Consider the following 23,217-nt stretch of genomic DNA (forward strand, 5'->3'; position numbering starts at 1 on the left):
ACCCTAGGCCGAGCGCAGTTCGGCCAGGACCGCGTCCGTGAACGGCGTCCAGGCGGCCACGGCCCACGGGCCGAAGGCGCGGTCCGCCAGCGCCACGCACGCGGCGCGCGCGTCCGGGTCCACCCACAGGAAGGTGCCGGCCTGACCGAAGTGGCCGAACGTGCGGGGCGAGGAGGACAGGCCCGTCCAGTGCGGGGACTTGCCGTCGCGGATCTCCACGCCGAGGCCCCAGTCGTTGGGGGACTGGTGCCCGTACCCCGGCAGGACGCCCTTGAGCCCGGGGTGCACGACGGAGGTGGCCGCGGCGACCGTACGGACGTCGAGCAGCCGGGGCGCCTGCAGCTCGGCGGCGAAGCGCACCAGGTCGGACACGGTGGAGACGCCGTCCTTGGCGGGCGAGCCCTCCAGGGTGGTCCGCGCCATGCCCAGCGGTTCGAAGACCGCCTGGTGCACGTACTCCGCGAAGGGGATGCCGGTGGCCTTGGCGATGTGGTCGCCGAGCACCTCGAAACCGGCGTTGGAGTACAGCCGGCGCTCCCCGGGCGGGGCCGACACCTGGTGCTCGTCGAAGGCCAGGCCGCTGGTGTGCGCGAGCAGGTGACGGACCGTCGACCCCTCGGGCCCGGCCGGCTCGTCCAGCTCGATCGCGCCTTCCTCGTACGCGACGAGGGCGGCGTACGCGGCGAGCGGCTTGGTCACGGAGGCCAGCGCGAAACGGTGGTCGACGGGCCCGTGGGCGCCGGCGAGGCTCCCGTCGGCGCGTACGACGGCCGCCGCGGCCGTGTCCACCGGCCAGGTGTCGATGATCCGCAGGCTTTCCATGCCGTTGCCGGCCTCCATGCTCTCCATGCGGCCGAGCCTACTTGCCTGGAGTGCACTCCAGGGTTTTAGCGTGGAGTCATGAGCCAGAGCCTGACGCAGACGCGGTACACGATCAGCGAGGTCGAGGCCCGGACCGGTCTGACCCAGCACACCCTGCGCTGGTACGAGCGGATCGGCCTCATGCCGCACGTGGACCGCTCCCACTCGGGCCAGCGGCGCTTCACCGACAAGGACCTCGACTGGCTGGCCTTCGTGGGCAAGCTGCGGGCCACGGGGATGTCGGTGGCGGACATGGTCCGGTACGCCGAACTGGTCCGCGAGGGCGGACACACCGTCGGGGAGCGCCGCGAACTGCTGGAGCGGACGCGGAGCGAGGTGCGGGAACGCATCTCGGAGCTCACGGACGCGCTGGCCGTACTGGACTACAAGATCGGCATCTACTCGGGGAAGGCACAGCCATGACGGAAGCCACGAAGATCGACCAGGTCGAGCTCGGCAAGGGCGGCCCGCTGGTCGGCGTCCAGGGCCTCGGCTGCATGGGCATGAGCGAGTTCTACGGGGACACCGACGAGGTGGCCGCCCGCGAGACCCTGGACGCGGCGCTGGCCGCCGGGGTCACCCTCTTCGACACCGCGGACGTGTACGGGCGGGGGCGCAACGAGGAGTTCCTCGCCCCGTTCGTGGCCGCGCACCGCGACGAGATCACCCTGGCGACGAAGTTCGCCATAGAGCGCACCGACGACCCAGCCTACCGGGGCGTGCGCAACGACCGCGCGTACGTGCGCCGGGCCGTCGAGGACAGCCTGCGCCGCCTCGGCGTGGACGTCATCGACCTCTACTACATGCACCGGCGCGACCCCGCCGTGCCGCTCGCCGAGTCGGTCGGCGCCATGGCGGAGCTGGTTCGGGAGGGGAAGGTGCGCCACCTCGGGCTCAGCGAGGTCACCGGGACCGAACTGCGCGAGGCGCACGCCGTGCACCCGATCACGGCGCTCCAGTCGGAGTGGTCGCTGTTCAGCCGGAGCGTGGAGCGCAGCGCGGCGGGCGCGGCGGCGGAGCTGGGCGTGGCGCTGGTGCCGTACTCCCCGCTGGGCCGGGGCTTCCTGACCGGGTCCTTCGCGGACGCCGCCGCGGACTTGTCGCAGAACGACTTCCGCCGCCACCAGCCGCGGTTCAGCGGCGAGAACGCGAAGACGAACGCGGCGCTGCTGGCCCCGGTCCGGGAGATCGCCGAGGAGCTGGGGGCGACCCCGGCGCAGATCGCCCTGGCCTGGGTGCAGCAGCGGGCGGCGGTGCACGGGCTGACGGTGGTCCCCATCCCGGGCACCCGCAAGCCGGGCCGGCTGCGCGAGAACACCGCCGCGACCCGGATCACGCTCACGCCGGCGCAGCTGGCCCGCCTGGAGCCGATCGCCGCCCGGGTCGCGGGCGACCGCTACCCGGACATGAGCGCGACCTCGGAGGCCCGCGAGGGATAGCCCGGCCCGCGGGTCTCAGCGGTGCCGGGTGCGCAGGACCGCGAAGGCGGCCCAGAGGGTGAGGGCGGCGAGGACCAGGACCACCGCCGTCTCGATGGACTGGGTCGGCCAGTAGTGCGAGGCCGGGTGGTAGTCGACGTACCACCCGGTCACGTTCAGGTCCTCGGGGCACCCGCTGAGGTTGTGGGTCTGCTCGAAGCAGGCCCACTCGGGCAGGCGCCCGCCCGAGGCCGTGGTGAGTCCGAGGTCCATCATGAGGGCGTCGCCGATGTGCGGCGGCCCTCCCGCGGTCGGCCCGGTCACGGTCCGTACCGGCAGGAAGGACCACCGCAGGGCGCCCAGCGCCGCCATCAGCAGGCCGGTGACCAGCCCGGTGACCGCCATGGCGGCGAGCGTGCGCCGTACGAGCTGGCCGACGAGGGCTCCGACGGCCACGCCCAGGAGGCAGTACGCGACGAGCACGGTGCCGAGCGCCTCGTACGGCCCCCGGTCCGCCCAGGAGAACCGGTACGTGCCGTCGAGCGGGGCCCAGCCGAGCCGGTAGACCCCGGCCAGGGCGATCGAGCAGGCCACCGCGGCCGCGGCGGCCACCGTGATCTTCGATGCGAGCCAGGCCCGGGGCGTCGACGACTGGGTCAGGGCGAGGCGGTAGGTGCCGCTCTCCAGTTCGCGGGCGACCATCGGGCCGGCGACGAAGGCCCCCAGCAGCAGGGGCAGGAACAGCAGCGCCATCCCGGCGTACTCCATCCCCACCCGCAGCGGGCCGTCCGGGACGTTCCAGAGCAGGCGGGCCGGGTTGCCCGCCCACCAGCGCAGCGCGGCGACGACGGCGAGGCTCGCGGCGACGGCGACGGGCAGGGCCCACAGGGCGCGCCGGTGCTGGCGGACCGTGACCCAGCGCGGGCCCTTCAGGGTCAGGACACTCATGCTTCCACCCTTTCGGTGGCCGTGGCGAAGGGACGGATGGTGAGGTCCGGGGCGTCGGGCGAGCGCAGGTGGGCGAGCAGGACCTCCTCCAGGGACGGGTCGGCCGTCTGCCAGGTGTCCGTGTCGAGCGGACCGCGCAGCCTCGCGAGCGCCGTGACCCGGCGGCCCGCCGTGCGGGACTCGACGACGGTGTGCGCGGTGAGGTCGGTGAGGGCCGTGGCGGGCCCGGTGAGCAGGCGGTGGGCCGCGACGACCTCGTCTGCGGGGCCCGAGAGGCGGATCCGGCCGCCGTCGACGAGCAGCAGGTGGTCGCAGGCGCCCTCCAGCTCGGTCAGGATGTGCGAGGACATCACCACGGAGGTGCCGTTCTCGGCGACGTCGGCCATCAGCGTCCCCATGAGCCGGTGCCGGGCGAGCGGGTCGAGATCGGCCATCGGCTCGTCCAGCAGGAGCAGGCCGGGGCGCTTTCCGAGGGCGAGGGCCAGGGCGACCCGGGTGCGCTGGCCGCCCGAGAGGGTGCGGACCTTGGCGGAGCGGTCGAGTCCGCCCTCCTCGACGATCCGCTCCGCGCACCGCGCGTCCCAGCGGCCGGGGTTGAGCTCGCGGCCCATGCGCAGGGTCTCGTCGACGGTCAGCTGCGGGTAGAGGGGTTTGTCCTGGCCCACGTAGGCCGTCTCCTCGCGCGGCGGCGCGTCGATGCTTCCCTCGGTCGGCCGCAGCAGTCCCGCCGCGAGCGTCAGCAGGGTCGACTTGCCCGCTCCGTTGTGGCCGACGAGCGCGCAGACCCGCCCGGCGGGCAGCCGGAAGGAGCAGTCGCGCAGGGCCCACTCGCGCCGCCGTCCGTAGCGCACACCGAGCCCCGAGGCCTCGATCACCGGATCGTCCGTCACGCGTCGTCCCCCTTGAAGTGGTGGTCCAGTACGGATGTGAAGAGCGCGGCCACGTCGTCCCGTTCGAGCCCGGCGGCGTGCGCGCGCCGCGCCCAGTCGGCCAGTTCCTCCCGCAGCGGGGAGTCGGCCGGTGCGCCGCCCAGGGTCCTGCGCACGAAGGTGCCCATGCCCCGCCGCCCTTCCACGAGGCCCTCGCGCTCCAGCTCCCGGTAGGCCTTGAGCACGGTGTTCGGGTTGATGGCCGTCGCCTCGACGACCTCGCGCGCGGTGGGCAGCTTGTCGCCCGGTTCGAGCAGCCCCAGGCGCAGGGCCTGCTTGGTCTGGTGGACGATCTGCAGGTAGGTGGCCATGCCGCTGCGCCGGTCGATGCGGTACTCCAGCACGTGCAGCACCCTTTCACTAGTTAAGTAGTGAAAGGGTGCTGCGCGGAATGGACGATGTCAACGGGCCCCTGTGCCCGGCGTGTTGGCCCCCCTAGGACCGGAAGCGGTCCAGCAGCTCCACGTACTCGGCGTCCGTGAGGAGTCCGGCGCTGTGGAGTTCGTCCAGGTGCCGCAGTCGCTCGCCGCCGGTGCGCGCCGCCGGGACGGAGCTCACGGCGGCGACCCGGGCGCGGCCGCGCACCGCGGCCAGGACCGCGGCCGCGAACGGCAGCGACTCGTGCACCGCCCCGTAGCCCACGCCGAAGACGGCCGCCGTCAGGTCGTGGTCCGGGCGCGGATCGGAGGGCGTGTCCCGTACGAGGAGCCGCAGGTGGCCGCCCGGTCCCTCCGGGGAGCACCACTCGACGCCGGTGAGGGAGGCCAGCGGCACGTGCTGGTCGCCCGCCTTCCACTTGGTGCTGGTGGCGCCGGTGCGGGACCAGTGGAAGGTGACCGCCGAGCCGTCGAAGCCCACCCGGGCGTCGAACGCCTTCAGGTGGACCGGCGGCGGCGGTACGTCGACCAGGAAGCGGTCGGCCGGCTCGCCGGCGTCCGGACCCAGCCGGGAGCGCAGGGCGTCCGCGAACGCGGCCGCGTGCGGCGCCCGGTCGCCCGGCAGCACCAGCCGGTACGGGTCGCAGTTCTCCTTCAGCTGCCCGGCGGCGGCCTCGATCAGCGGATCCGCGCCCGGCCGAGGCACGGCGCGCAACACCACCGTGTCCCGCTTCCCGGCGCTCACGGTCACCTCGGAGACCGCTTCGAGGGGGATCCGGCGCGAGCCGAGGGCGTGCAGGAGCCTCGGCACTCTCGGCGTTCTGATCCCCCGTGCGAAGCGGATGAGCACCGAGTCCGAGTCGAACTCCCAGACGGCATGATTTCCGGCCAGTACGTCACCCATGCGGCACATCGTAAAGGGCGGCGCCCCCGCGCGTCCCCCCTCGGTGCGGAGCCCGTTTTCCGCCCCTCTACGCGCGTCAGTCCGTCTCTGTCCCGGAAATTCCACGCCGGCAGGCGTCGTCCCCGGTCGCGCAGACAACGGAAGCGAACGCGCCGGTTCCGATCTTGGCGAAGTTCTCCACCGAGTCCGTTCCTGGCGCGAAATAGCCGGTGTGGCTCTTGGCCCGGGCCGAGGACAGCAGCCGCGCCCCGAACTCCGGGGACACCGGATCGGCGCCGTGGCCCACCCCGCCGACCTCCAGGTGCGGCACGTCCGCGATCCAGTCACCCTCGTCCCGCGTCGCCCAGACCCGCGCCGAGGTGTGCAGCCCCTCGACGTTTTCCGCGCGCATCCCGGGGCTGCCCGCCACCACCACGTCCGTCACCCGCTTCGGCAGCTCGTGCGCGGCGACCCCGCACACCACCGATCCGTAGCTGTGGCAGAACAGCGCCACACCCGAGTCCCCGGGCAGGGCCGTGGCCAGCGCCTTCAGCCGGACCGCGCCCTCGACGGCCATGCGGCCCGTGGCGGCGTCCATGCCGACCCCGGTGGGCGCGGTGTAGCCGGCCCAGGCGATGACCGCCGTCCGGCCGCCCGGCGCGGCCGCGCGCTGGCTCTCGTACAGGGATTCGGCCATGCCGACGGGGGAGGTCAGGCGGCGCTGGGTGCGCTCGAAGGTGAGGGCGTCGGTGTCCACACCGGGCACGATCACCGAGACCCGGCGGGCCCGGTCGAGGTCGCCGAAGACCTCGGCCACGCGGCCGCCGCCGCTCGGATCGAAGGTGAGGATCTGCCGGCCGGGGTCGGCGAGCGAGGCGAAGCGGTGGGAGCGGCGGCCGGCCTCGGCCCGGTCGGCCGGGGTCAGGGCCACGTCGCGGCTGCGGGCCTCCTCGACCCGGCGGGCCTGCTCCAGGCCGTGCAGGTTCGCCCGGTAGCGGGTGGCGGAGGGGGCCCCGTCGAGATTGCCCACGACGAAGGGGTAGCCGTCGGCGAGCCGGGCCCGCTGGGCCCCGTCCAGGCCCGCGAAGAAGCGGGCCACCGTCCGTACGGGGGCGTCGGCGGGCGGCACCGGGCGGCCGTCGATCCGGGCCTTCGTCCAGGCCTGGAGCGCGGCGGCCCGCAGCGGGGTGCCCCCCTCCGGCCGGTGCACGGCCGTCCAGCCGGTGGTCGCCAGCATGATGAAGACCACCGCCAGCGCGAGCAGGGCGCGCAGGGCGGCAGGGCGCGGGTCGGCGCCGGGAACGGGGGAGTGGGCGAGGCCGGACAGATTCACTGGGACCAGCGTAGGAGACCTCCACCGGCCGTGGCGCCCCGGGTGACAGGACTCACGGCCAAGCGTGGGACCCCTTACGGAACGCGGGTGATCCGCTACAACTCCCCGGAGTGCCTTGCCGATCAGGCCCCCGCCGCCTGCAGGCGCCAGCTCGCCGCCAGGGACGGGCCGATGCGGTCGAGGTAGGTCTCCGTCAGCCGCCGGATCGCGTCCACGCTGGTGTCCTCGCCCTGCCCCCAGAGCCGCCCGGTGACCCGCATCACACCGCAGAACGCGGCGACGGCCACCCGCGGCCGCGGATCGGAGTCCACGTCCAGGCCCTCGCGGGCGGCGATCAGCCGGGAGATCCGTTCCTCCAGCTCCGTGGAGCGCCGCAGGTGCACGGCGAGCAGGGCCGGAGTGCACTCGATCAGCCGGTAGCTGCGCATGTAGAGGTCGACGGGGACCACGTCGGCCAGGGCCTCCTCGACGGTGTCCCAGGCGGCGAGCACCGCGCCCCGCATGGCCTCCAGGGGGCCCTCGGCGGCCGGCCGGGCGTGCAGGGACGCGACGAAGTGCTCCTCCGTCAGGTCCTGGACGGCGAAGACGACCTCCTCCTTGTTGGCGAAGTAGCGGAAGAAGGTGCGCTGGGACACGTCCACGGCGTCGGTGATCTCGTCGACGGTGGTGCGCTCGTACCCCTGGGAGAGGAAGAGCAGGAGCGCGGCGCGCAGCAGCGCGTCCCGGGTGCGGCGCTTCTTGCGCTCGCGCAGTCCGGGCACCGGCGCGGCCGGCGCCGACCGCTCGTCGATCGTCACTCCGGGGCTCCCTTCCGACGCCGAGTGGGCGGTCAGCGTACCGGTGACGGGCGGGGCGGCGGCCGTCGCGTTAAGCCGTTTGCGAAGGGCCCGCCACCCTCCCGGGGCGGGGTGCGCGCGCGGCCGCGCATGACACGTTCGGGTCGGCCGCCGCAGGGGCGCCCGGCCCCGCCGGGGCGGGCGCCGGCCCGTTCCCACGGCTCCCGGAAGCGTCAACTCCGTACGTACGAAGGCCCCGCCGGACGGTTCCGGCGGGGCCGTCGCCTATCCGGGTGGACCCGCCCGCAGCCCCTTCCGCCCGCCCGTCACCGCAGGTCAGCGTGGTGTCGTCGAGGCCCCGGAAACGGTCCGGGCGCCCGCCGTCCACAAGGAGTTGACCCGTCATGCGTACGTGTGGAACCACGCGCGTCACCACCGTCCTCGCCGCGACCGTCCTGGCCCTGACCGCCCTCATCCCGACTACGGCCACCACGGCCCAGGCCGCGGGCCCGCCGGCCCTCGGGGCCTGCGCGACGGGCCAGCTGTGCCTGTGGGCGAAACCGGAGTTCAAGGGCACCAAGCGGACCCACGAGCTGAGCACCCTCGACGTCGACAGCTGCACCGCGCTGCCCGCCGGGACCAGCGCCCAGTCGCTCACCAACCGCACCGGGCGGCCGGTGACCACCTACCAGTCGGCGGAATGCGCGGAGACCGGCGAATTCCAGACCTACCCGGGCGACGGGGTCTGGCTGCCCCAGTCGCCCTACCAGGTAAGGGCGTTCAAGGTGTGGGAGAGGTAGCCTCCCGCTGCGCCGGGGCGTTCGGCTGGTCGGGCGAGGCGGCGACCCCGCCCGTGGCCGCCGCGCCAGCCAGCCGGGCGACCTCGCCGCGCAGCGCCAGCACCTCCTCCCGCAGCTCCCGCAGGGCCGCCAGCTGGAGCCGCTCCACCTGGTCGTCGCGCTCGAAACGGGAGATGAACCAGGCGGCGATGTTGGCGGTCACCACACCGAGCAGGGCGATCCCCGACAGCATCAGGCCCACCGCCAGGACCCGGCCGAGACCGGTGGTCGGCGAGTGGTCCCCATACCCGACCGTCGTCATCGTCGTGAAGGACCACCACACGGCGTCGCCCAGATTCTTGATGTTCCCGTCGGGAGCGTCCCGCTCCACGCTCAGCACCGCGAGCGAGCCGAACATCAGCAACCCCACGACCGCCCCGGCCACGTACGTCGTCAGCCGGATCTGCGGGGCCATCCGGGCCCGCCGGCCCACCAGCATCAACGTGGCGACCAGCCGCAGCAGCCGCAGCGGCTGCACCAGCGGCAGCACCACGGCGGCCAGGTCCAGCCAGTGGGTCCGGACGAAGTGCAGGCGGTGCGCCGAGAGACCCAGCCGCACCAGATAGTCCAGGGCGAAGGCGCCCCACACCAGCCACTCCACGTGGGTGCAGGCCCGGTGCACGTCCGCGGTCGCGTCGGGAGCCACGATCGGCACGGCGTACGCCACGGCGAAGGCCAGGGCGAGCACGAGCAGCGGGGTCTGCGTACGGCGTTCCCACAGGGCCTGACGGGAGGGTTCCTTCATGCCGAGCATCGTAGGCAACGCGTTGAGAAACGCGGGCCCCGACCAGAGCCGGGACCCGCGCCGGGTCCGCACGCGGCGCGCGCGGGGCGGACCGGGACCCCCGGCCCGCCCTCACCCCGCCCGGCCCGCCGCAGGCGTCAGGCGTCGCCGCCCGCCGCGCCCGGGTCGGCCGCCGCCACGTCCAGCAGCTGGTACCGGTCCACGGCCTGCTTCAGCACCGAACGGTCGACCTGACCGGTCTTCGCGAGCTCGGTGAGCGTCGCCAGGACCACCGACTGCGCGTCGATGTGGAAGAAGCGCCGCGCCGCACCGCGCGTGTCCGCGAAGCCGAAACCGTCCGCGCCCAGCGAGGTGTACGGGCCGGGCACCCACCGCGAGATCTGGTCCGGAACCGACCGCATCCAGTCCGAGACCGCCACGAACGGCCCCTCCGCACCCGACAGCTTCCGCGTCACGTACGGAACGCGCTGCTCCTCCTCCGGGTGGAGCAGGTTGTGCTGCTCCACCTCGACGGCCTCGCGGCGCAGCTCGTTCCAGGAGGTCGCCGACCAGACGTCCGCCCGTACGTTCCACTCCGCGGCCAGGATCCGCTGCGCCTCCAGCGCCCACGGCACCGCCACGCCCGAGGCCATCAGCTGCGCCCCGACGATGCCAGAGGTGCCCCGGGACACCCGGTGGATGCCCTTGAGGATGCCGTCCACGTCGACGTCCGCCGGCTCGGCCGGGTGCTGGATCGGCTCGTTGTAGACGGTCAGGTAGTAGAAGACGTCCTCCGCCTCCGGCCCGTACATGCGCCGCAGACCGTCCTTGACGATGTGCGCGATCTCGTAGCCGTACGCCGGGTCGTACGCCACGCAGCCCGGGTTCGTCGAGGCCAGCAGCTGGGAGTGGCCGTCGGCGTGCTGGAGGCCCTCACCCGTCAGGGTGGTCCGCCCGGCGGTCGCGCCCAGGACGAAACCGCGCGCCAGCTGGTCGGCCATCTGCCAGAACTGGTCACCCGTGCGCTGGAAACCGAACATCGAGTAGAAGACGTAGACCGGGATCAGCGGCTCGCCGTGCGTCGCGTACGCCGAACCCGCCGCGATCAGCGAGGCCGTGCAGCCCGCCTCGGAGATGCCGTCGTGCAGCATCTGCCCGGTCGGCGACTCCTTGTACGCGAGCAGCAGGTCGCGGTCGACCGCCTCGTACTGCTGGCCCAGCGGGTTGTAGATCTTGGCGCTCGGGAAGAAGGCGTCCATGCCGAAGGTGCGGTACTCGTCGGGCGCGATCAGCACGAACCGCTTGCCGATCTCCTTGTCCCGCATCAGGTCCTTCAGGATGCGGACGAAGGCCATCGTCGTCGCGATCGACTGCTGGCCCGAGCCCTTCCTGGCGGCCGCGTACGTCGCGTCGCCCGGCAGCTGCAACGGCTTGGCGCGCACCACACGGGTCGGCACGTAGCCGCCCAGCGAGCTGCGCTGGTCGTGCATGTACTGGATCTCCGGGGAGTTGCGGCCCGGGTGGTAGTACGGCGGCGCCCCGCCCTCCAGCTGCTGGTCGGTGATCGGGATGCGCAGGCGGTCGCGGAAGCGCTTGAGGTCGTCGACCGTCAGCTTCTTCATCTGGTGCGTCGCGTTGCGGCCCTCGAAGTTCGGACCGAGCGTCCAGCCCTTGACCGTCTGCGCCAGGATCACCGTCGGCTGGCCCTTGTGCGCCTTGGCCGCCGCGTACGCCGCGTACACCTTCTTGTGGTCGTGCCCGCCGCGGCCCAGGTGCTGGATCTGGTAGTCGGTCATGTTCTCGACCATCGCGCGCAGCCGCTGGTCGCCGCCGAAGAAGTGCTCACGGATGTACGCGCCCGACTCGGTGGCGTACGTCTGGAACTGCCCGTCCGGCGTCGAGTTCATCTTGTTGACCAGGATGCCGTCGCGGTCCTGGGCCAGCAGCGGGTCCCAGGACCGGTCCCAGATCAGCTTGATGACGTTCCAGCCGGCCCCGCGGAACTGCGACTCCAGCTCCTGGATGATCTTGCCGTTGCCGCGCACCGGGCCGTCGAGCCGCTGCAGGTTGCAGTTGACCACGAAGGTCAGGTTGTCCAGGCCCTCACGGGCGGCGATCGACAGCTGGCCGAGCGACTCCGGCTCGTCCATCTCGCCGTCGCCGAGATACGCCCAAACGTGGGACTTGGAGGTGTCCGCGATCCCGCGCGCCTCCATGTACCGGTTCATCCGGGCCTGGTAGATCGCGCCGAGCGGGCCCAGGCCCATCGAGACGGTCGGGAACTCCCAGAAGTCCGGCATCAGCCGCGGGTGCGGGTAGCTGGACAGGCCGTACGGGGCCTTCGACTTCTCCTGCCGGAACGCGTCGAGCTGCTGCTCGGAGAGCCGGTCCAGGAGGTAGGCGCGGGCGTAGATGCCGGGGGAGGCGTGCCCCTGGAAGAAGATCTGGTCGCCGCCGTCGCCCTCGTCCTTGCCCCGGAAGAAGTGGTTGAAGCCCACGTCGTAGAGGGAGGCGGAGGAGGCGAAGGTGGCGATGTGGCCGCCCACGCCGATCCCGGGACGCTGGGCGCGCGAGACCATCACGGCCGCGTTCCACCGGGTGGCGTTGAGGACCTTGCGCTCGATCTCCTCGTTGCCGGGGAAGAACGGCTCGTCCTTGGTGGCGATCGTGTTGACGTAGTCCGTGCTGCGCATCTCGGGCACGGCCACGCGCTTCTCGCGGGCCCGCTCGATCAGCCGCAGCATCAGGTAGCGGGCGCGCTCACGGCCCCGCTCGTCGACCGCTGCGTCCAGGGAGTCGAGCCACTCCTGCGTCTCCTCCGGATCGAAGTCCGGGACCTGACTCGGCAGGCCGCCAATGATGATCGGATTGCGATCGGATGCGGAAGCCACGCTGTTCCTTCGCTGTCGGGGGCGTCATGCGGAAGCCGTACCTGGGGGGCGCCGCCTCCCATGGTCTTACGCTCGACCGAAATCTTCATCTTTACCACCGGGTAATGGCCAGAAGATCGGTGGCGGGTCCGGACGAAACGTGATCTTACGCCCGAGCCGGACACGAGCTTCGTGCGGCCGTTCGTCGCTCAAACAGGTAGGAAAGCAGGTGAGGGTCGCCGATGATGCCGAATGAGCTGGAATGGTGTGGGATGAGTCACCAGAGGTGCACACGGGAAGGCTGAAAGTTGCGGCGAGACGGCCGTAATCGTCACCGTTTCGACGGTCTCGGCGGCCGGGTACTTGCGCGATCCGCCGCGCCCGTGTGGACTACGCCCAATGCTGCGCGTACGCGCGCCGCCGAAGACATTCACCGAACATGAGCAGGAGGCACCCCGTGAGCGCGACCGCGGACCACGCGGAGAGCCTGGCCGCCCGGCTGGGTTTCCAGTCCGAACAGGTGGTCCAGGAGATCGGCTACGACGACGACGTCGATCAGGAATTCCGTGAGTCCATTCAGGACCACATCAGCAACGACCTCGTCGACGAGGAGTACGACGACGTTGCCGATGCGGTGCTGCTTTGGTTCCGGGAGGAAGACGGCGATCTGACCGACACGCTGGTCGACGCCACAGAGCTGGTCGAGGACGGCGCACTGATCCTGCTGCTGACCCCCAAGACGGGCCGCCCCGGCTACGTCGAGGCCAGCGACATCAGCGAGGCCGCCGAGACCGCCGGCCTTTCGCAGACCAGGAGCATCAGTGTCGGCAAGGAGTGGGCCGCCACCAAGCTGGTGACGCCCAAGACCGCCGCCAAGTCCAAGCGCTGAGCCGCGCCCGCTGCCGAGCGGACACGCTTCCACACCCCGCCTGCCAGGTGACCCCGGCCGGCGGGGTGTGTGCGTTCACGGCCCGGGGCCACCGGAGGCCCTAGGCTTTGCCTCACCCGAACAGCCCAATGCAGGGATGCGGGAACGAAGGGATGCGAGAGATGGCGATCGAGGTCGGCGACAAGGCCCCGGACTTCGAGCTCAAGGACAACCACGGCGCCACCGTGCGGCTCTCCGACTTCCGCGGGGAGAAGGCCGTGGTGCTGCTCTTCTACCCGTTCGCCTTCACCGGCGTCTGCACCGGCGAGCTCTGCGAGCTGCGCGACCAGCTGCCGCGGTTCCAGAACGACGACGTCCAGCTCCTCGCCGTCTCCAACGACTCCGTGCCGACCCTGCGGGTCTTCGGGGAGCAGGAGGGCCTGGAGTACCCGCTGCTGTCGGACTTCTGGCCGCACGGGGAGACCTCCCGCGCGTACGGCGTCTTCGACGAGGCGAAGGGCTGCGCGGTTCGCGGCACCTTCGTCATCGACAAGGACGGCGTCGTGCGCTGGACCGTGGTCAACGGACTGCCCGACGCCCGTGACCTGAACGAGTACATCAAGGCGCTCGACAGCCTCTGAGCGAGTCCGCCAGGGCCGCAATGCGCAGTTCCCCGCAGTTACCTGCGAAAACCGCTTACGGGCGGGAACCCGTCACTAGGATCGAAACGTTGATCCGGTAGCAACCGCACGACGGGGCACCGCCCCACACGAAACCCAATGGAGGACCCGTGGGAGTCAGCCTCAGCAAGGGCGGCAACGTCTCGCTGACCAAGGCCGCGCCTAACCTGACGGCGGTCATCGTCGGTCTGGGCTGGGATGCTCGCACCACCACCGGTGTCGACTTCGACCTCGACGCCAGCGCGATCCTGACCAGCGACCAGGGCAAGGTCACCAGCGACGCGAACTTCGTCTTCTTCAACAACCTGAAGAGCCCCGACGGCTCGGTCGAGCACACCGGTGACAACACCACCGGTGAGGGCGAGGGCGACGACGAGGCCATCAAGGTCAACCTCGCCGGCGTCCCGGCCGACGTGGCCAAGATCGTCTTCCCGGTCTCGATCTACGAGGCCGAGAGCCGCCAGCAGAGCTTCGGCCAGGTCCGCAACGCGTACATCCGCGTCGTGAACCAGGCCGACAACACCGAGCTCGCCCGCTACGACCTCTCCGAGGACGCCTCGACCGAGACCGCCATGGTCTTCGGCGAGCTCTACCGCAACGGCGCGGAGTGGAAGTTCCGTGCCATCGGCCAGGGCTACGCCTCCGGCCTGCGCGGCATCGCGCAGGACTTCGGCGTCAACGTCTGAGCCCGAGCAGTTCATCCGTCCGGCGCCGTGCACTGTGTGTACGGCGCCGGACGCGGTTCACCGCACCACCGCACCACCGTTTCACTGCACCACCGCTTCGCCGCCGCATCGCACGGCCGCTTCGCCACACCGGCACACCGCCACACCGTCGTCCGGGGAGGACCACAACATGGGCGTCACACTCGCCAAGGGGGGCAATGTCTCCCTGTCCAAGGCCGCACCGAACCTCACCAGGGTGCTGATCGGTCTCGGATGGGACGCGCGCTCGACCACGGGCGCCGACTTCGACCTCGACGCCAGTGCGCTGCTGTGCAACAGCGGCCGGGTGCTGGGGGACGAGTACTTCGTCTTCTACAACAACCTGACGAGCCCCGACGGCTCCGTCGAACACACCGGCGACAACCTCACCGGCGAGGGTGACGGCGACGACGAGTCGATCCTCATCGACCTCACCAAGGTGCCGGCCCAGGTGGACAAGATCGTCTTCCCGGTCTCCATCCACGACGCGGACAGCCGCCGGCAGAGCTTCGGCCAGGTCAGCAATGCCTTCATCCGCGTGGTGAACCAGGCCGACGGACAGGAACTGGCCCGCTACGACCTCTCCGAGGACGCCTCCAGCGAGACCGCGATGATCTTCGGCGAGGTCTACCGGTACGGGGGTGAATGGAAGTTCCGTGCGGTGGGGCAGGGGTACGCGTCGGGGCTCAGGGGCATCGCTCTAGACTTCGGGGTCAACGTTTCGTAAAGCCGTACAAGACGATGGGGTGCCAGTGGTTCTCAAAACCTTCGGCTGGTCGTTCGCAATCACTGCGCTCGGTCTGGTCGCAGCGGTGTTCTACGGGGGGTGGCAAGCCTTCGGGATCGTGGCGATCCTGTCGGTCCTCGAGATCTCGCTGTCTTTCGACAACGCGGTGGTCAACGCCGGAATCCTGAAGAAGATGAATGCCTTCTGGCAGAAGATCTTCCTCACCATCGGCGTACTCATCGCGGTCTTCGGCATGCGGCTGGTCTTCCCCGTTGTGATCGTCGCGATCAGCGCCAAGATCGGGCCCATCGAGGCCGTGGAACTGGCCCTCAACGACAAGGAGATGTACGAGCAGCTCGTCACGGACGCCCACCCGTCCATCGCCGCGTTCGGTGGCATGTTCCTGCTGATGATCTTCCTCGACTTCATCTTCGAGGACCGTGACATCAAGTGGCTCGCCTGGCTGGAGCGTCCGCTCGCCAAGCTCGGCAAGGTCGACATGCTGTCCGCCTGCATCGCGCTGATCGTCCTGGTCATCACCTCGATGACCTTCGCCGCCAACGCCCACCAGCACGGCGGCGTCCATGTCGACAAGGCACAGACCGTCCTGATCTCCGGCATCCTCGGCCTGATCACCTACATGGTCGTCGGCGGCCTCTCCGGCTACTTCGAGAACAAACTGGAGGAAGAGGAGGAAGCCGAGCACGAGGCGGAGGAAGAGGCCAAGCGCACCGGCAAGCCCGTCTCGGCCGTCGCCATGGCCGGCAAGGCCGCCTTCTTCATGTTCCTCTACCTCGAAGTCCTCGACGCCTCCTTCTCCTTCGACGGGGTCATCGGCGCCTTCGCCATCACCAACGACATCGTGCTCATGGCCCTCGGCCTCGGCATCGGTGCCATGTACGTCCGTTCGCTGACGGTCTACCTGGTCCGCCAGGGCACCCTCGACGACTACGTCTACCTGGAGCACGGCGCGCACTACGCCATCGGCGCCCTCGCCGTGATCCTGCTCGTCACCATCCAGTACGAGATCAACGAGATCATCACCGGTCTCGTCGGCGTACTGCTCATCGGATGGTCCTTCTGGTCCTCGGTGCGCCGCAACAAGCGCCTGGAACTGGAGGGTTCCACCGCCGAGGCATGACCGCGGCGGTAATGCGGAACGCTCAACTGCGGGGCGGTCCACCGGGTCCACGGACCCGGCGGGCCGCCCCGCTTCCGCACGCTCCACAGGGATCAGGGGACCAGGGGATCAGGGGGGTAGGGGATGGGCTTCTTCGACGGCATCATGGGCAGCCGCGCCGTGCACTTCCAGTCGGGCAGCGCCTCGTCGAACGCGATCGAGCTGACCAAGCGGCATCCGACGGTGTCGCTCACCAAGCAGGGAGCCGTCCACGGCAATCTGCGCGTCAATCTGTCCTGGCGCATGCGCACCTCGGACATCGGCGGCCGCTCGGGCCAGAGCGGCCAGCTCTTCCGGCACCCGTTCAAGCTGTTCAAGCCGGACATGGTGCAGGCGCACACCCAGGGCATGGTCAACGTCGACCTCGACATGGGCTGCCTGTATGAGCTGACCGACGGCACGCGCGGCGCCGTACAGCCGCTGGGGAACCTGCTGGGCGACCTCAACGACCCGCCGTACGTCAAGCTCAGCGGGGACGACCGGTTCGGTTCGGCCTCGGGGGAGACCCTCTACGTCAATCTCGACCACGCCGACGAGATCAAGCGGCTGCTGGTCTTCGTCTACATCTACGACCAGACCCCGGCCTTCGACCGGACGCACGCCATGGTGACGCTCTTCCCCGTGACGGGGCCGCGGATCGAGATCCCGCTGGACGAGCGGCACCCGCAGGCCCGCTCCTGCGCGGTGGTCTCCCTGGAGAAGGTCAAGGGCGAGCTGGTCGTGCGGCGCGAGGTGAAGTTCGTGTACGGGTTCCAGGCCGAGCTGGACCGGCTGTACGGCTGGGGGCTCCAGTGGGGGCGGGGCTACAAGAGCACCAAGAGCTGACCGGAGCCCCGGCGGCGTCACCGCCGGGGCGAAACCGGCTCGGCAGTGGCTCCGCCGGGCCGTACCGGCTCAGCGGCGGATGAACTGCGGGCCCTGCACCGGCAGCCGGAAGGACGGATCGGCGCCCGGACCCGGCACCGGCGCCGGGGACACCGGCTGCGGGTACCCGTAGGCGGGCTGGGCGGCCGGCGGGGCCTGCGTGAGCGGGGCCGGCGGGGCCATCGCCGTCGTCTGCTCGGAGGTGGGTCCCGCCGTCGGGCTCGCGGCGGGCTCGGCGGCGTTCTCGTCGACCGAGATCCCGTGGTCGGTGGCCAGGCCCACCAGCCCGTCGGAGTAGCCCTCGCCCAGCGCGCGGAACTTCCACCCCTCGCCCCGGCGGTACAGCTCCCCGCAGATCAGCGCCGTCTCGGCGCCGGTCTCGGGCCGTACGTCGAAGTAGGCCAGCGGTTCGGAGCCGCCGGTCGCGGTGGCGTCGTAGAGGAGGATCCGCAGGTCGTGGACCCGCTCGAAGGGGACGTCCTCGGCGGAGGCGACCACCAGGATCCGGTCCACCGCCGGCGTCACCGTCCGCAGGTCCGCCTGGACGGCGTCGGTGATCGCGTCGCCGATCTGCTTCTTGCCCAGCCGCCACACGGCCCCCGAGGGGTGCCGGGGCTGGTTGTAGAAGACGAAGTCCTCATCCGAACGCACCCGGCCGTCCGGGCCCACGAGCAGCGCGGAGGCGTCCACGTCCGGCACCTCGGGGCCGCTGGTCCAGCGCAGCACCGCCCGGACCGCCACGGCGGCCACCGGGATGTTCGAGCCCTTCTGCATCGCGTGCGTCATGCACGTCATCCTGCCCTCCCGGGGTGGAGCGGGACAATGCGGCCCCCCGTAGGGCCTTGTCTCGAACGCGAGAGCTGGGCATGGTGCAAGAGGGTTACCTGAACTTCATGTGCTTGAGGAACTCTTGACTCACGTTCGTACGTACTATTACCGGCCATGCCAGTTGGGCCGCCGAGGCAGTACGGGGGAAGCACATGCGTCACTTTGGGCACGTATCGCCCACCGTCCGTAAGGACCTCTTCCACCAGGAACCGGCGGAATTCACCGGAGCCTCACCCTCCCGTGTCCTCGCCGCCGCGCTCGGAGCCACGCTCTACAGCCCGGCCACCCGCCCCGCACTCGCCGCGGACATCCGCAAGCAGGCCGGCCGCGGAGTCGTCTCCATGGTCCTCTGCCTGGAGGATTCCATCAGCGACACCGACGTCTCCGAAGCCGAGGAGAACCTCGTCCGGCAGTTCGCCGAGCTCGACGCCGACGAAACGGAGCTCCCCCTCCTCTTCATCCGCGTCCGCACGCCCGAGCAGATACCCGACCTGGTCCGCCGCCTGGGCGGCTCCGTACGACACCTGGCCGGATTCGTACTCCCCAAGTTCGACGAAACCCGGGGCATCGCCTTCCTCGAAGCCGTCGCCCAGGCCGAGGCCGTCAGCGGACAGCCCCGCCTGTATGCCATGCCCGTCCTGGAGACCCCGGACCTCCTGCACCTGGAAACCCGCGTCGAAGCCCTCGCCGGCATCTCCCGCACGGTCAACAGCCACCGCGAGCGGGTCCTGGCGCTGCGCCTCGGCGTGACCGACTTCTGCTCGGCCTACGGACTGCGCCGCACCCCCGACATGACCGCCTACGACGTCCAGATCGTGGCCGGCGTGATCGCGGACGTCGTGAACGTCCTCAGCCGCGCCGACGGCACCGGCTTCACCGTCACCGGCCCCGTCTGGGAGTACTTCCGCAGCCAGCAGCGCCTCTTCAAGCCCCAGCTGCGCCGCAGCCCCTTCCTGGAAGAGGGCGTCGAGGAACTGCGCACCGCCCTCATCGAGCACGACCTGGACGGACTGCTGCGCGAGATCGAACTCGACAGGGCCAACGGACTGCTCGGCAAGACCTGCATCCACCCCGCCCACGTCACGCCCGTGCACGCACTGTCCGTGGTCTCGCACGAGGAGTTCTGCGACGCCCAGGACATCCTGCGCCCGGAGCGCGGCGGCGGCGGAGTCATGCGTTCCACGTACACGAACAAGATGAACGAGGTGAAGCCCCACCGGGCCTGGGCCGAGCGCACCATGCTGCGCGCCGAGGTCTTCGGCGTGGCGAAGGAGGAGGTCGGCTTCGTCGACCTCCTCACGGCCGGGCTCCAGGTGTGAGCAGGCCCTTGGAGACGGACGCGCGGCCGCCGACGGACGTGCGGACGACGAGGAAAGGCAAGACGATCGAAGCAGTGTGGTCGGGTACCTGGGTCGCGGAGCGGCTGGGCGTCAGCCTGGAGGACTCCGAAGGCGGTCCGCGGCTGACGGAGCTGCTCGGACTGGCCCTGCGCCGCAACCCCAAGCGGGCGCACCTGCTGGTCTCGCAGGTGCTGGGCAAGCACGTCCCGCAGTCCCCGCGGACGGTGTACGCCGCCGGGTACGGGCTCGGCGAACGCGTCCGGGCCCTGCTCGGCGAGGACGGAGCCGCCGCGGCCGTGGTCCTCGGCTACGCCGAGACGGCCACCGGGCTCGGCCACTGCGTGGCCGACGGCCTCGGCAGCGCCCCCTACCTGCACTCGACCCGCCGGCCCGTACCGGGCGTGGAGCCCGCGGGCGGCTTCGAGGAGGCGCACTCGCACGCCACCTCGCACCAGCTGCTGCCCGAGGACCCGGAGCTGCTCGCGGGCAGCGGTCCGCTCGTCCTCGTCGACGACGAGTTCTCCACCGGCAACACGGTCCTGAACACCATCCGCGACCTGCACGCCCGCCATCCCCGCCCGCACTACGTGGTCGTCGCCCTCGTCGACATGCGCTCCCCGGCCGACCGCGACCGGCTCACCGCCTTCGCCGCCGAGCTGGGCGCACGGGTGGACCTCATCGCCCTCGCCTCCGGCACGGTCTCCCTCCCGGACGACGTCCTCACCAAGGGCCAGGCCCTGGTCGAGGCACACGAGGCAGCCGGGCAAAATCAGCCCGCGCAAGATCAGCCCCTCCGGCGTTCGAGGAGCGGGGTCCGGGGCGGAGCCCCGGCAGACGGCCCGCAGCCGGTCACGCGCGTCGACCTGAACTGGCCCTCCGCGGTCCCCGACGGCGGCCGCCACGGCTTCACCCCCACCCACCGCGCCCGCCTGGAAGTCGCCCTGCCGGACATCGCCGACCAGCTCACCGCCGCGCTCGGCACCGCACCCGGCCGGATCCTCGTACTCGGCAACGAAGAGCTGATGTACGCGCCGCTGCGCCTCGCGAAGGCCCTGGAGGAGGCGGGCGCGGCCCGCGAGGTCCGCTTCTCCACCACCACCCGCTCGCCGGTCCTCGCCGTCGACGACCCCGGCTACGCCATCCGCACCCGCCTGGTCTTCCCGGCCCACGACGCCCCCGCAGACGGCCCCGGCGACCGCTACGCCTACAACGTCGCGGGCGCCGGCTTCGACGCCGTCGTCGCCGTCGTCGACTCGGCCGGCGACACCCCCGAACTCCACGCCGGGCTGCTCGCGGCCCTCGCCCCGCACACCGGCCGCGTCGTGCTGGCCGTCGTCCCCTCGTACGTACCCGACCCACCGGACACCCCCCACCGGCAGGAGCCGATCATGCCCGAGCCCCTGCGCGGCCCCGCCTTCTCCTCGTACGCCCCCGAGGACGTCGGCTGGCTGCTCCAGGACTTCTCCGACGTCGAGCTGGAGGCCCCGACCGAGGAGCGCGAGGAGGCCATCCAGGCCGGCGGCGCCCACTACGCCGAATCCCTGCCCGTCGAGTACCAGCCGTCCCCCCGGTACCAGGAGCTCTACCAGAGCGCCCTCACGGCCTCCGCCGCCCGCATAGCCCGCGCCGTCGGCACCGTCACCGAGACCGTCCTCGCCGAGCGCTCCCCCTCCCCGGTCCTGGTCTCCCTGGCCCGCGCCGGCACCCCCGTCGGCGTCCTGATGCGCCGCTGGGCCCAGACCCGGCACGGCCTCGACCTGCCGCACTACGCCGTCTCCATCGTCCGCGGCCGCGGCATCGACGCCAACGCCCTGCGCTGGCTCGCCGCCCACCACGACCCCGCCGACATCGTCTTCGTCGACGGCTGGACGGGCAAGGGCGCCATCACCCGCGAGCTGCGCGACGCCCTCGCCGCGTTCGAGGGCTTCAACCCGGAGATCGTCGTCCTCGCCGACCCTGGCTCGTGCGTGGACACGTACGGCACCCGCGAGGACTTCCTGATCCCCTCCGCCTGCCTCAATTCCACCGTCTCCGGTCTCATCTCGCGTACGGTTCTGAGGTCGGACCTGGTCGGTCCCGACGACTTCCACGGCGCGAAGTACTACCGCGAGCTCGCCGGAGCCGACGTCTCCGTCGCCTTCGTAGACACCGTCGCCGCCCACTTCGACGAGGTGGCCGACGCCGTCGACGAAGAGGTCAAGGAACTGCTCGCGGCCGACCGCACCCCCACCTGGGAAGGCTGGGCGGCGGTCGAGCGGATCAGCGAGGAGTACGGCATCCACGACGTGAACCTCGTCAAGCCCGGCGTCGGCGAGACCACCCGCGTGCTCCTGCGCCGGGTCCCGTGGAAGATCCTGGCGCAGCGCGGCGCCGGGCCCGACCTGGACCACGTACGGCTGCTCGCCGAGCAGCGCGGGGTCCCGGTGGAAGAGGCCGACGGGCTGCCCTACACGTGCGTGGGACTCATCCACCCCCGATTCACGCGCGGCGCCACCGGCGCCGACGGAAAGGCTGTGGCCTCGAAGTGACTGTCCTCGTAGCCAGTGATCTCGACCGTACGCTCATCTACTCGACGGCCGCCCTCGGCCTGACCATGCCCGACCCGGTGGCCCCCCGGCTGCTGTGCGTCGAGGTCCACGAGAGCAAGCCGCTGTCCTACATGACGGAGACGGCGGCGGGACTGCTGACGGAGCTGACGGCCGACCCTTCGGTGGTCTTCGTGCCGACGACCACGCGCACCCGCAAGCAGTACCAGCGCATCCGCTTCCCCGGCCGCCCGGCCGCCTACGCGATCTGCGCCAACGGCGGGCAGCTGCTCGTCGACGGGGTGCCGGACCGCGACTGGCGCCGGCAGGTCGCGGCACGCCTGGCGCGCGAGTGCGCCCCGCTGGAGGAGGTCCACCAGCACCTGCTGGCCACGGCCGACCCCGCGTGGCTGCGCAAGACGCGGGTGGCGGAGGACCTCTTCGCCTACCTCGTCGTCGAGCGGGCCCTGGTCCCCGACGAATGGCTCAAGTCCCTCACGGAGTGGTCCGAGAGCCGCGGCTGGACGGTCTCGCTCCAGGGCCGGAAGATCTACGCCGTCCCGCGCCCGCTCACGAAGAGCGCCGCGATGCACGAGGTCGCCCGCCGCACGGGAGCGACCACGACCCTCGCCGCCGGCGACTCGCTGCTCGACGCGGACCTGCTGCTGGCGGCGGACGCGGCCTGGCGCCCGGGCCACGGCGAACTGGCAGACGCCGCCTGGACGGCGCCGTCGGTGACGGCCCTGACCACGGCGGGCGTCCTGGCCGGTGAGGAAATACTCCGCGCGTTCACCCGTGAGGCGGCCCGGCTCGGCAGACTGGACGCATGACCAAGGGCAACAGCACAAAGATCACGGACGAGCTCTACCGGTACGTGCTCGGCCACAACCCCCCGCTGGACGCCGTCCAGCGGGGGCTGGTGGCGACGACCTACGCGAAGTTCCCCGACGTCGCCGGCATGCAGTCGGCGGAGGAACAGGGGCCGCTGCTGGCCTTCCTCGTCCGGCTGACGGGCGCCCGCCACATCGTCGAGGTCGGCACCTTCACCGGCTTCTCGGCCCTGTCCATGGCCCAGGCACTGCCCGCCGACGGCCGCCTCATCGCCTGCGACGTCTCCGAGGAGTGGACGGCGTACGGCAGGGAGGCGTGGAAGGAGGCGGGCGTCGCGGACCGCATCGAGCTGCGCATCGCACCCGCACTGGAGACCCTGCGGGCCATGCCGGCCGAACCCCACATCGACATGGCCTACGTGGACGCGGACAAGCAGAGCCAGATCGACTACTGGGAGGAACTGGTGCCGCGGCTGCGCCCGGGCGGCCTGATCGTCACGGACAACACCCTCTACCACGGCACGGTCCTCGACGAGTCGGCCACCGGCGCGGCCGCGGGCGTCCGCGCCTACAACGAGCACGTCGCGGCCGACCCGCGCATGGAGTCCGTCCTGCTGGCGATCTCGGACGGCCTCACCCTCTCGCGCAAGCGCTGAGGCCTCTGAGGCTCCTGGGGGTTCCTGAGGCCCCTTTGAGGTTCCCGCCCTTCCCGC

Annotated in this window: 23 protein-coding genes; 13 read left to right on the forward strand and 10 right to left on the reverse strand. The window is 71.4% G+C overall.

What is annotated here, in order from left to right; translation table 11 throughout:
* Positions 1-3: 3 nt before the first annotated feature.
* Positions 4-822 carry a serine hydrolase domain-containing protein gene (locus ACFYZ4_RS28075; RefSeq protein ID WP_390785200.1) on the reverse strand — a complete coding sequence of 273 codons (819 nt, stop codon included), beginning with the start codon at positions 820-822 and terminating at the stop codon, positions 4-6.
* Between the two features lie 78 nt (positions 823-900).
* On the opposite strand from ACFYZ4_RS28075, the gene ACFYZ4_RS28080 reads away from it, so the two are divergent.
* Complete coding sequence (locus tag ACFYZ4_RS28080; RefSeq protein ID WP_351291123.1) at positions 901-1,284, forward strand: MerR family transcriptional regulator; 384 nt, start codon at positions 901-903, stop codon at positions 1,282-1,284.
* Positions 1,281-2,300: an aldo/keto reductase gene (locus ACFYZ4_RS28085; RefSeq protein WP_351291125.1), complete on the forward strand. Its 1,020-nt coding sequence runs from the start codon at positions 1,281-1,283 to the stop codon at positions 2,298-2,300. Before ACFYZ4_RS28080 ends, ACFYZ4_RS28085 begins: the two co-directional genes overlap by 4 nt.
* Before the next feature lie 15 nt (positions 2,301-2,315).
* Here the strand turns inward: ACFYZ4_RS28085 and ACFYZ4_RS28090 are convergent, their stop codons facing one another.
* The 6 genes from ACFYZ4_RS28090 to ACFYZ4_RS28115 form a co-directional block, all read right to left on the reverse strand.
* Complete coding sequence (locus ACFYZ4_RS28090; RefSeq protein WP_351291127.1) at positions 2,316-3,227, reverse strand: ABC transporter permease; 912 nt, start codon at positions 3,225-3,227, stop codon at positions 2,316-2,318.
* Positions 3,224-4,117, reverse strand: a complete 894-nt coding sequence (locus tag ACFYZ4_RS28095; protein ID WP_390785146.1) for an ATP-binding cassette domain-containing protein — start codon at positions 4,115-4,117, stop codon at positions 3,224-3,226. The genes ACFYZ4_RS28090 and ACFYZ4_RS28095 overlap by 4 nt, the downstream gene beginning before the upstream one ends.
* On the reverse strand, positions 4,114-4,467 hold the full coding sequence (locus ACFYZ4_RS28100; RefSeq protein ID WP_351291187.1) for a GntR family transcriptional regulator: 354 nt from the start codon (positions 4,465-4,467) through the stop codon (positions 4,114-4,116). Before ACFYZ4_RS28100 ends, ACFYZ4_RS28095 begins: the two co-directional genes overlap by 4 nt.
* A gap of 124 nt (positions 4,468-4,591) precedes the next feature.
* Entirely contained in the window at positions 4,592-5,437 is an 846-nt protein-coding gene (locus ACFYZ4_RS28105; protein ID WP_351291131.1) for a DUF4429 domain-containing protein, read from the reverse strand.
* Positions 5,438-5,513: 76 nt separating this feature from the next.
* Positions 5,514-6,653, reverse strand: coding sequence for an alpha/beta hydrolase (locus ACFYZ4_RS28110; protein WP_351291189.1), 1,140 nt, complete (start codon positions 6,651-6,653; stop codon positions 5,514-5,516).
* Positions 6,654-6,871: 218 nt separating this feature from the next.
* Entirely contained in the window at positions 6,872-7,546 is a 675-nt protein-coding gene (locus ACFYZ4_RS28115) for a TetR family transcriptional regulator (RefSeq protein ID WP_351291133.1), read from the reverse strand.
* Positions 7,547-7,929: 383 nt separating this feature from the next.
* On the opposite strand from ACFYZ4_RS28115, the gene ACFYZ4_RS28120 reads away from it, so the two are divergent.
* A complete protein-coding gene (locus ACFYZ4_RS28120) occupies positions 7,930-8,325 on the forward strand; it encodes a peptidase inhibitor family I36 protein (RefSeq protein ID WP_351291135.1) in 396 nt (131 codons plus the stop codon).
* Here the strand turns inward: ACFYZ4_RS28120 and ACFYZ4_RS28125 are convergent.
* Both ACFYZ4_RS28125 and aceE read right to left on the reverse strand, forming a co-directional pair.
* On the reverse strand, positions 8,306-9,109 hold the full coding sequence (locus tag ACFYZ4_RS28125; RefSeq protein ID WP_390785147.1) for a potassium channel family protein: 804 nt from the start codon (positions 9,107-9,109) through the stop codon (positions 8,306-8,308). The two genes, ACFYZ4_RS28120 and ACFYZ4_RS28125, sit on opposite strands and share 20 nt — an antisense overlap.
* Positions 9,110-9,246: 137 nt before the next feature.
* Positions 9,247-11,979, reverse strand: a complete 2,733-nt coding sequence (aceE, locus tag ACFYZ4_RS28130) for a pyruvate dehydrogenase (acetyl-transferring), homodimeric type (RefSeq protein WP_351291139.1) — start codon at positions 11,977-11,979, stop codon at positions 9,247-9,249.
* 436 nt (positions 11,980-12,415) lie between these two features.
* Here aceE and ACFYZ4_RS28135 point away from each other — a divergent pair, with 436 nt between their 5' ends.
* The 6 genes from ACFYZ4_RS28135 (at position 12,416) to ACFYZ4_RS28160 (ending at position 16,942) form a co-directional block, all read left to right on the forward strand.
* A complete protein-coding gene (locus ACFYZ4_RS28135; RefSeq protein WP_030711344.1) occupies positions 12,416-12,847 on the forward strand; it encodes a DUF3052 domain-containing protein in 432 nt (143 codons plus the stop codon).
* 161 nt (positions 12,848-13,008) lie between these two features.
* Complete coding sequence (locus ACFYZ4_RS28140) at positions 13,009-13,467, forward strand: peroxiredoxin (protein WP_351291141.1); 459 nt, start codon at positions 13,009-13,011, stop codon at positions 13,465-13,467.
* A gap of 149 nt (positions 13,468-13,616) precedes the next feature.
* On the forward strand, positions 13,617-14,192 hold the full coding sequence (locus tag ACFYZ4_RS28145) for a TerD family protein (RefSeq protein ID WP_030009302.1): 576 nt from the start codon (positions 13,617-13,619) through the stop codon (positions 14,190-14,192).
* A 169-nt stretch (positions 14,193-14,361) separates the two neighbouring features.
* The gene (locus ACFYZ4_RS28150; RefSeq protein ID WP_351291143.1) at positions 14,362-14,937 is read left to right on the forward strand and encodes a TerD family protein; all 576 of its coding nucleotides are present in this window, start codon (positions 14,362-14,364) and stop codon (positions 14,935-14,937) included.
* A 25-nt stretch (positions 14,938-14,962) separates the two neighbouring features.
* Positions 14,963-16,078: a DUF475 domain-containing protein gene (locus tag ACFYZ4_RS28155; protein WP_351291145.1), complete on the forward strand. Its 1,116-nt coding sequence runs from the start codon at positions 14,963-14,965 to the stop codon at positions 16,076-16,078.
* A gap of 123 nt (positions 16,079-16,201) precedes the next feature.
* Positions 16,202-16,942, forward strand: coding sequence for a Tellurium resistance (locus ACFYZ4_RS28160; RefSeq protein WP_351291147.1), 741 nt, complete (start codon positions 16,202-16,204; stop codon positions 16,940-16,942).
* 69 nt (positions 16,943-17,011) lie between these two features.
* Here the strand turns inward: ACFYZ4_RS28160 and ACFYZ4_RS28165 are convergent, their stop codons facing one another.
* Entirely contained in the window at positions 17,012-17,767 is a 756-nt protein-coding gene (locus ACFYZ4_RS28165) for a TerD family protein (protein WP_351291149.1), read from the reverse strand.
* Positions 17,768-17,961: 194 nt separating this feature from the next.
* Here ACFYZ4_RS28165 and ACFYZ4_RS28170 point away from each other — a divergent pair, with 194 nt between their 5' ends.
* From ACFYZ4_RS28170 to ACFYZ4_RS28185, 4 genes are all read left to right on the forward strand, one after another.
* Positions 17,962-19,128, forward strand: a complete 1,167-nt coding sequence (locus ACFYZ4_RS28170; protein ID WP_351291151.1) for an HpcH/HpaI aldolase/citrate lyase family protein — start codon at positions 17,962-17,964, stop codon at positions 19,126-19,128.
* A gap of 65 nt (positions 19,129-19,193) precedes the next feature.
* Positions 19,194-21,677: a phosphoribosyltransferase gene (locus tag ACFYZ4_RS28175; RefSeq protein WP_390785201.1), complete on the forward strand. Its 2,484-nt coding sequence runs from the start codon at positions 19,194-19,196 to the stop codon at positions 21,675-21,677.
* Positions 21,674-22,504 carry an HAD family hydrolase gene (locus ACFYZ4_RS28180; protein WP_351291153.1) on the forward strand — a complete coding sequence of 277 codons (831 nt, stop codon included), beginning with the start codon at positions 21,674-21,676 and terminating at the stop codon, positions 22,502-22,504. The genes ACFYZ4_RS28175 and ACFYZ4_RS28180 overlap by 4 nt, the downstream gene beginning before the upstream one ends.
* Complete coding sequence (locus ACFYZ4_RS28185) at positions 22,501-23,160, forward strand: class I SAM-dependent methyltransferase (protein ID WP_351291155.1); 660 nt, start codon at positions 22,501-22,503, stop codon at positions 23,158-23,160. Before ACFYZ4_RS28180 ends, ACFYZ4_RS28185 begins: the two co-directional genes overlap by 4 nt.
* Positions 23,161-23,217: the final 57 nt, after the last annotated feature.

It is taken from the genome of Streptomyces sp. NPDC001513 (assembly GCF_042894695.1).
GTDB lineage: Bacteria > Actinomycetota > Actinomycetes > Streptomycetales > Streptomycetaceae > Streptomyces.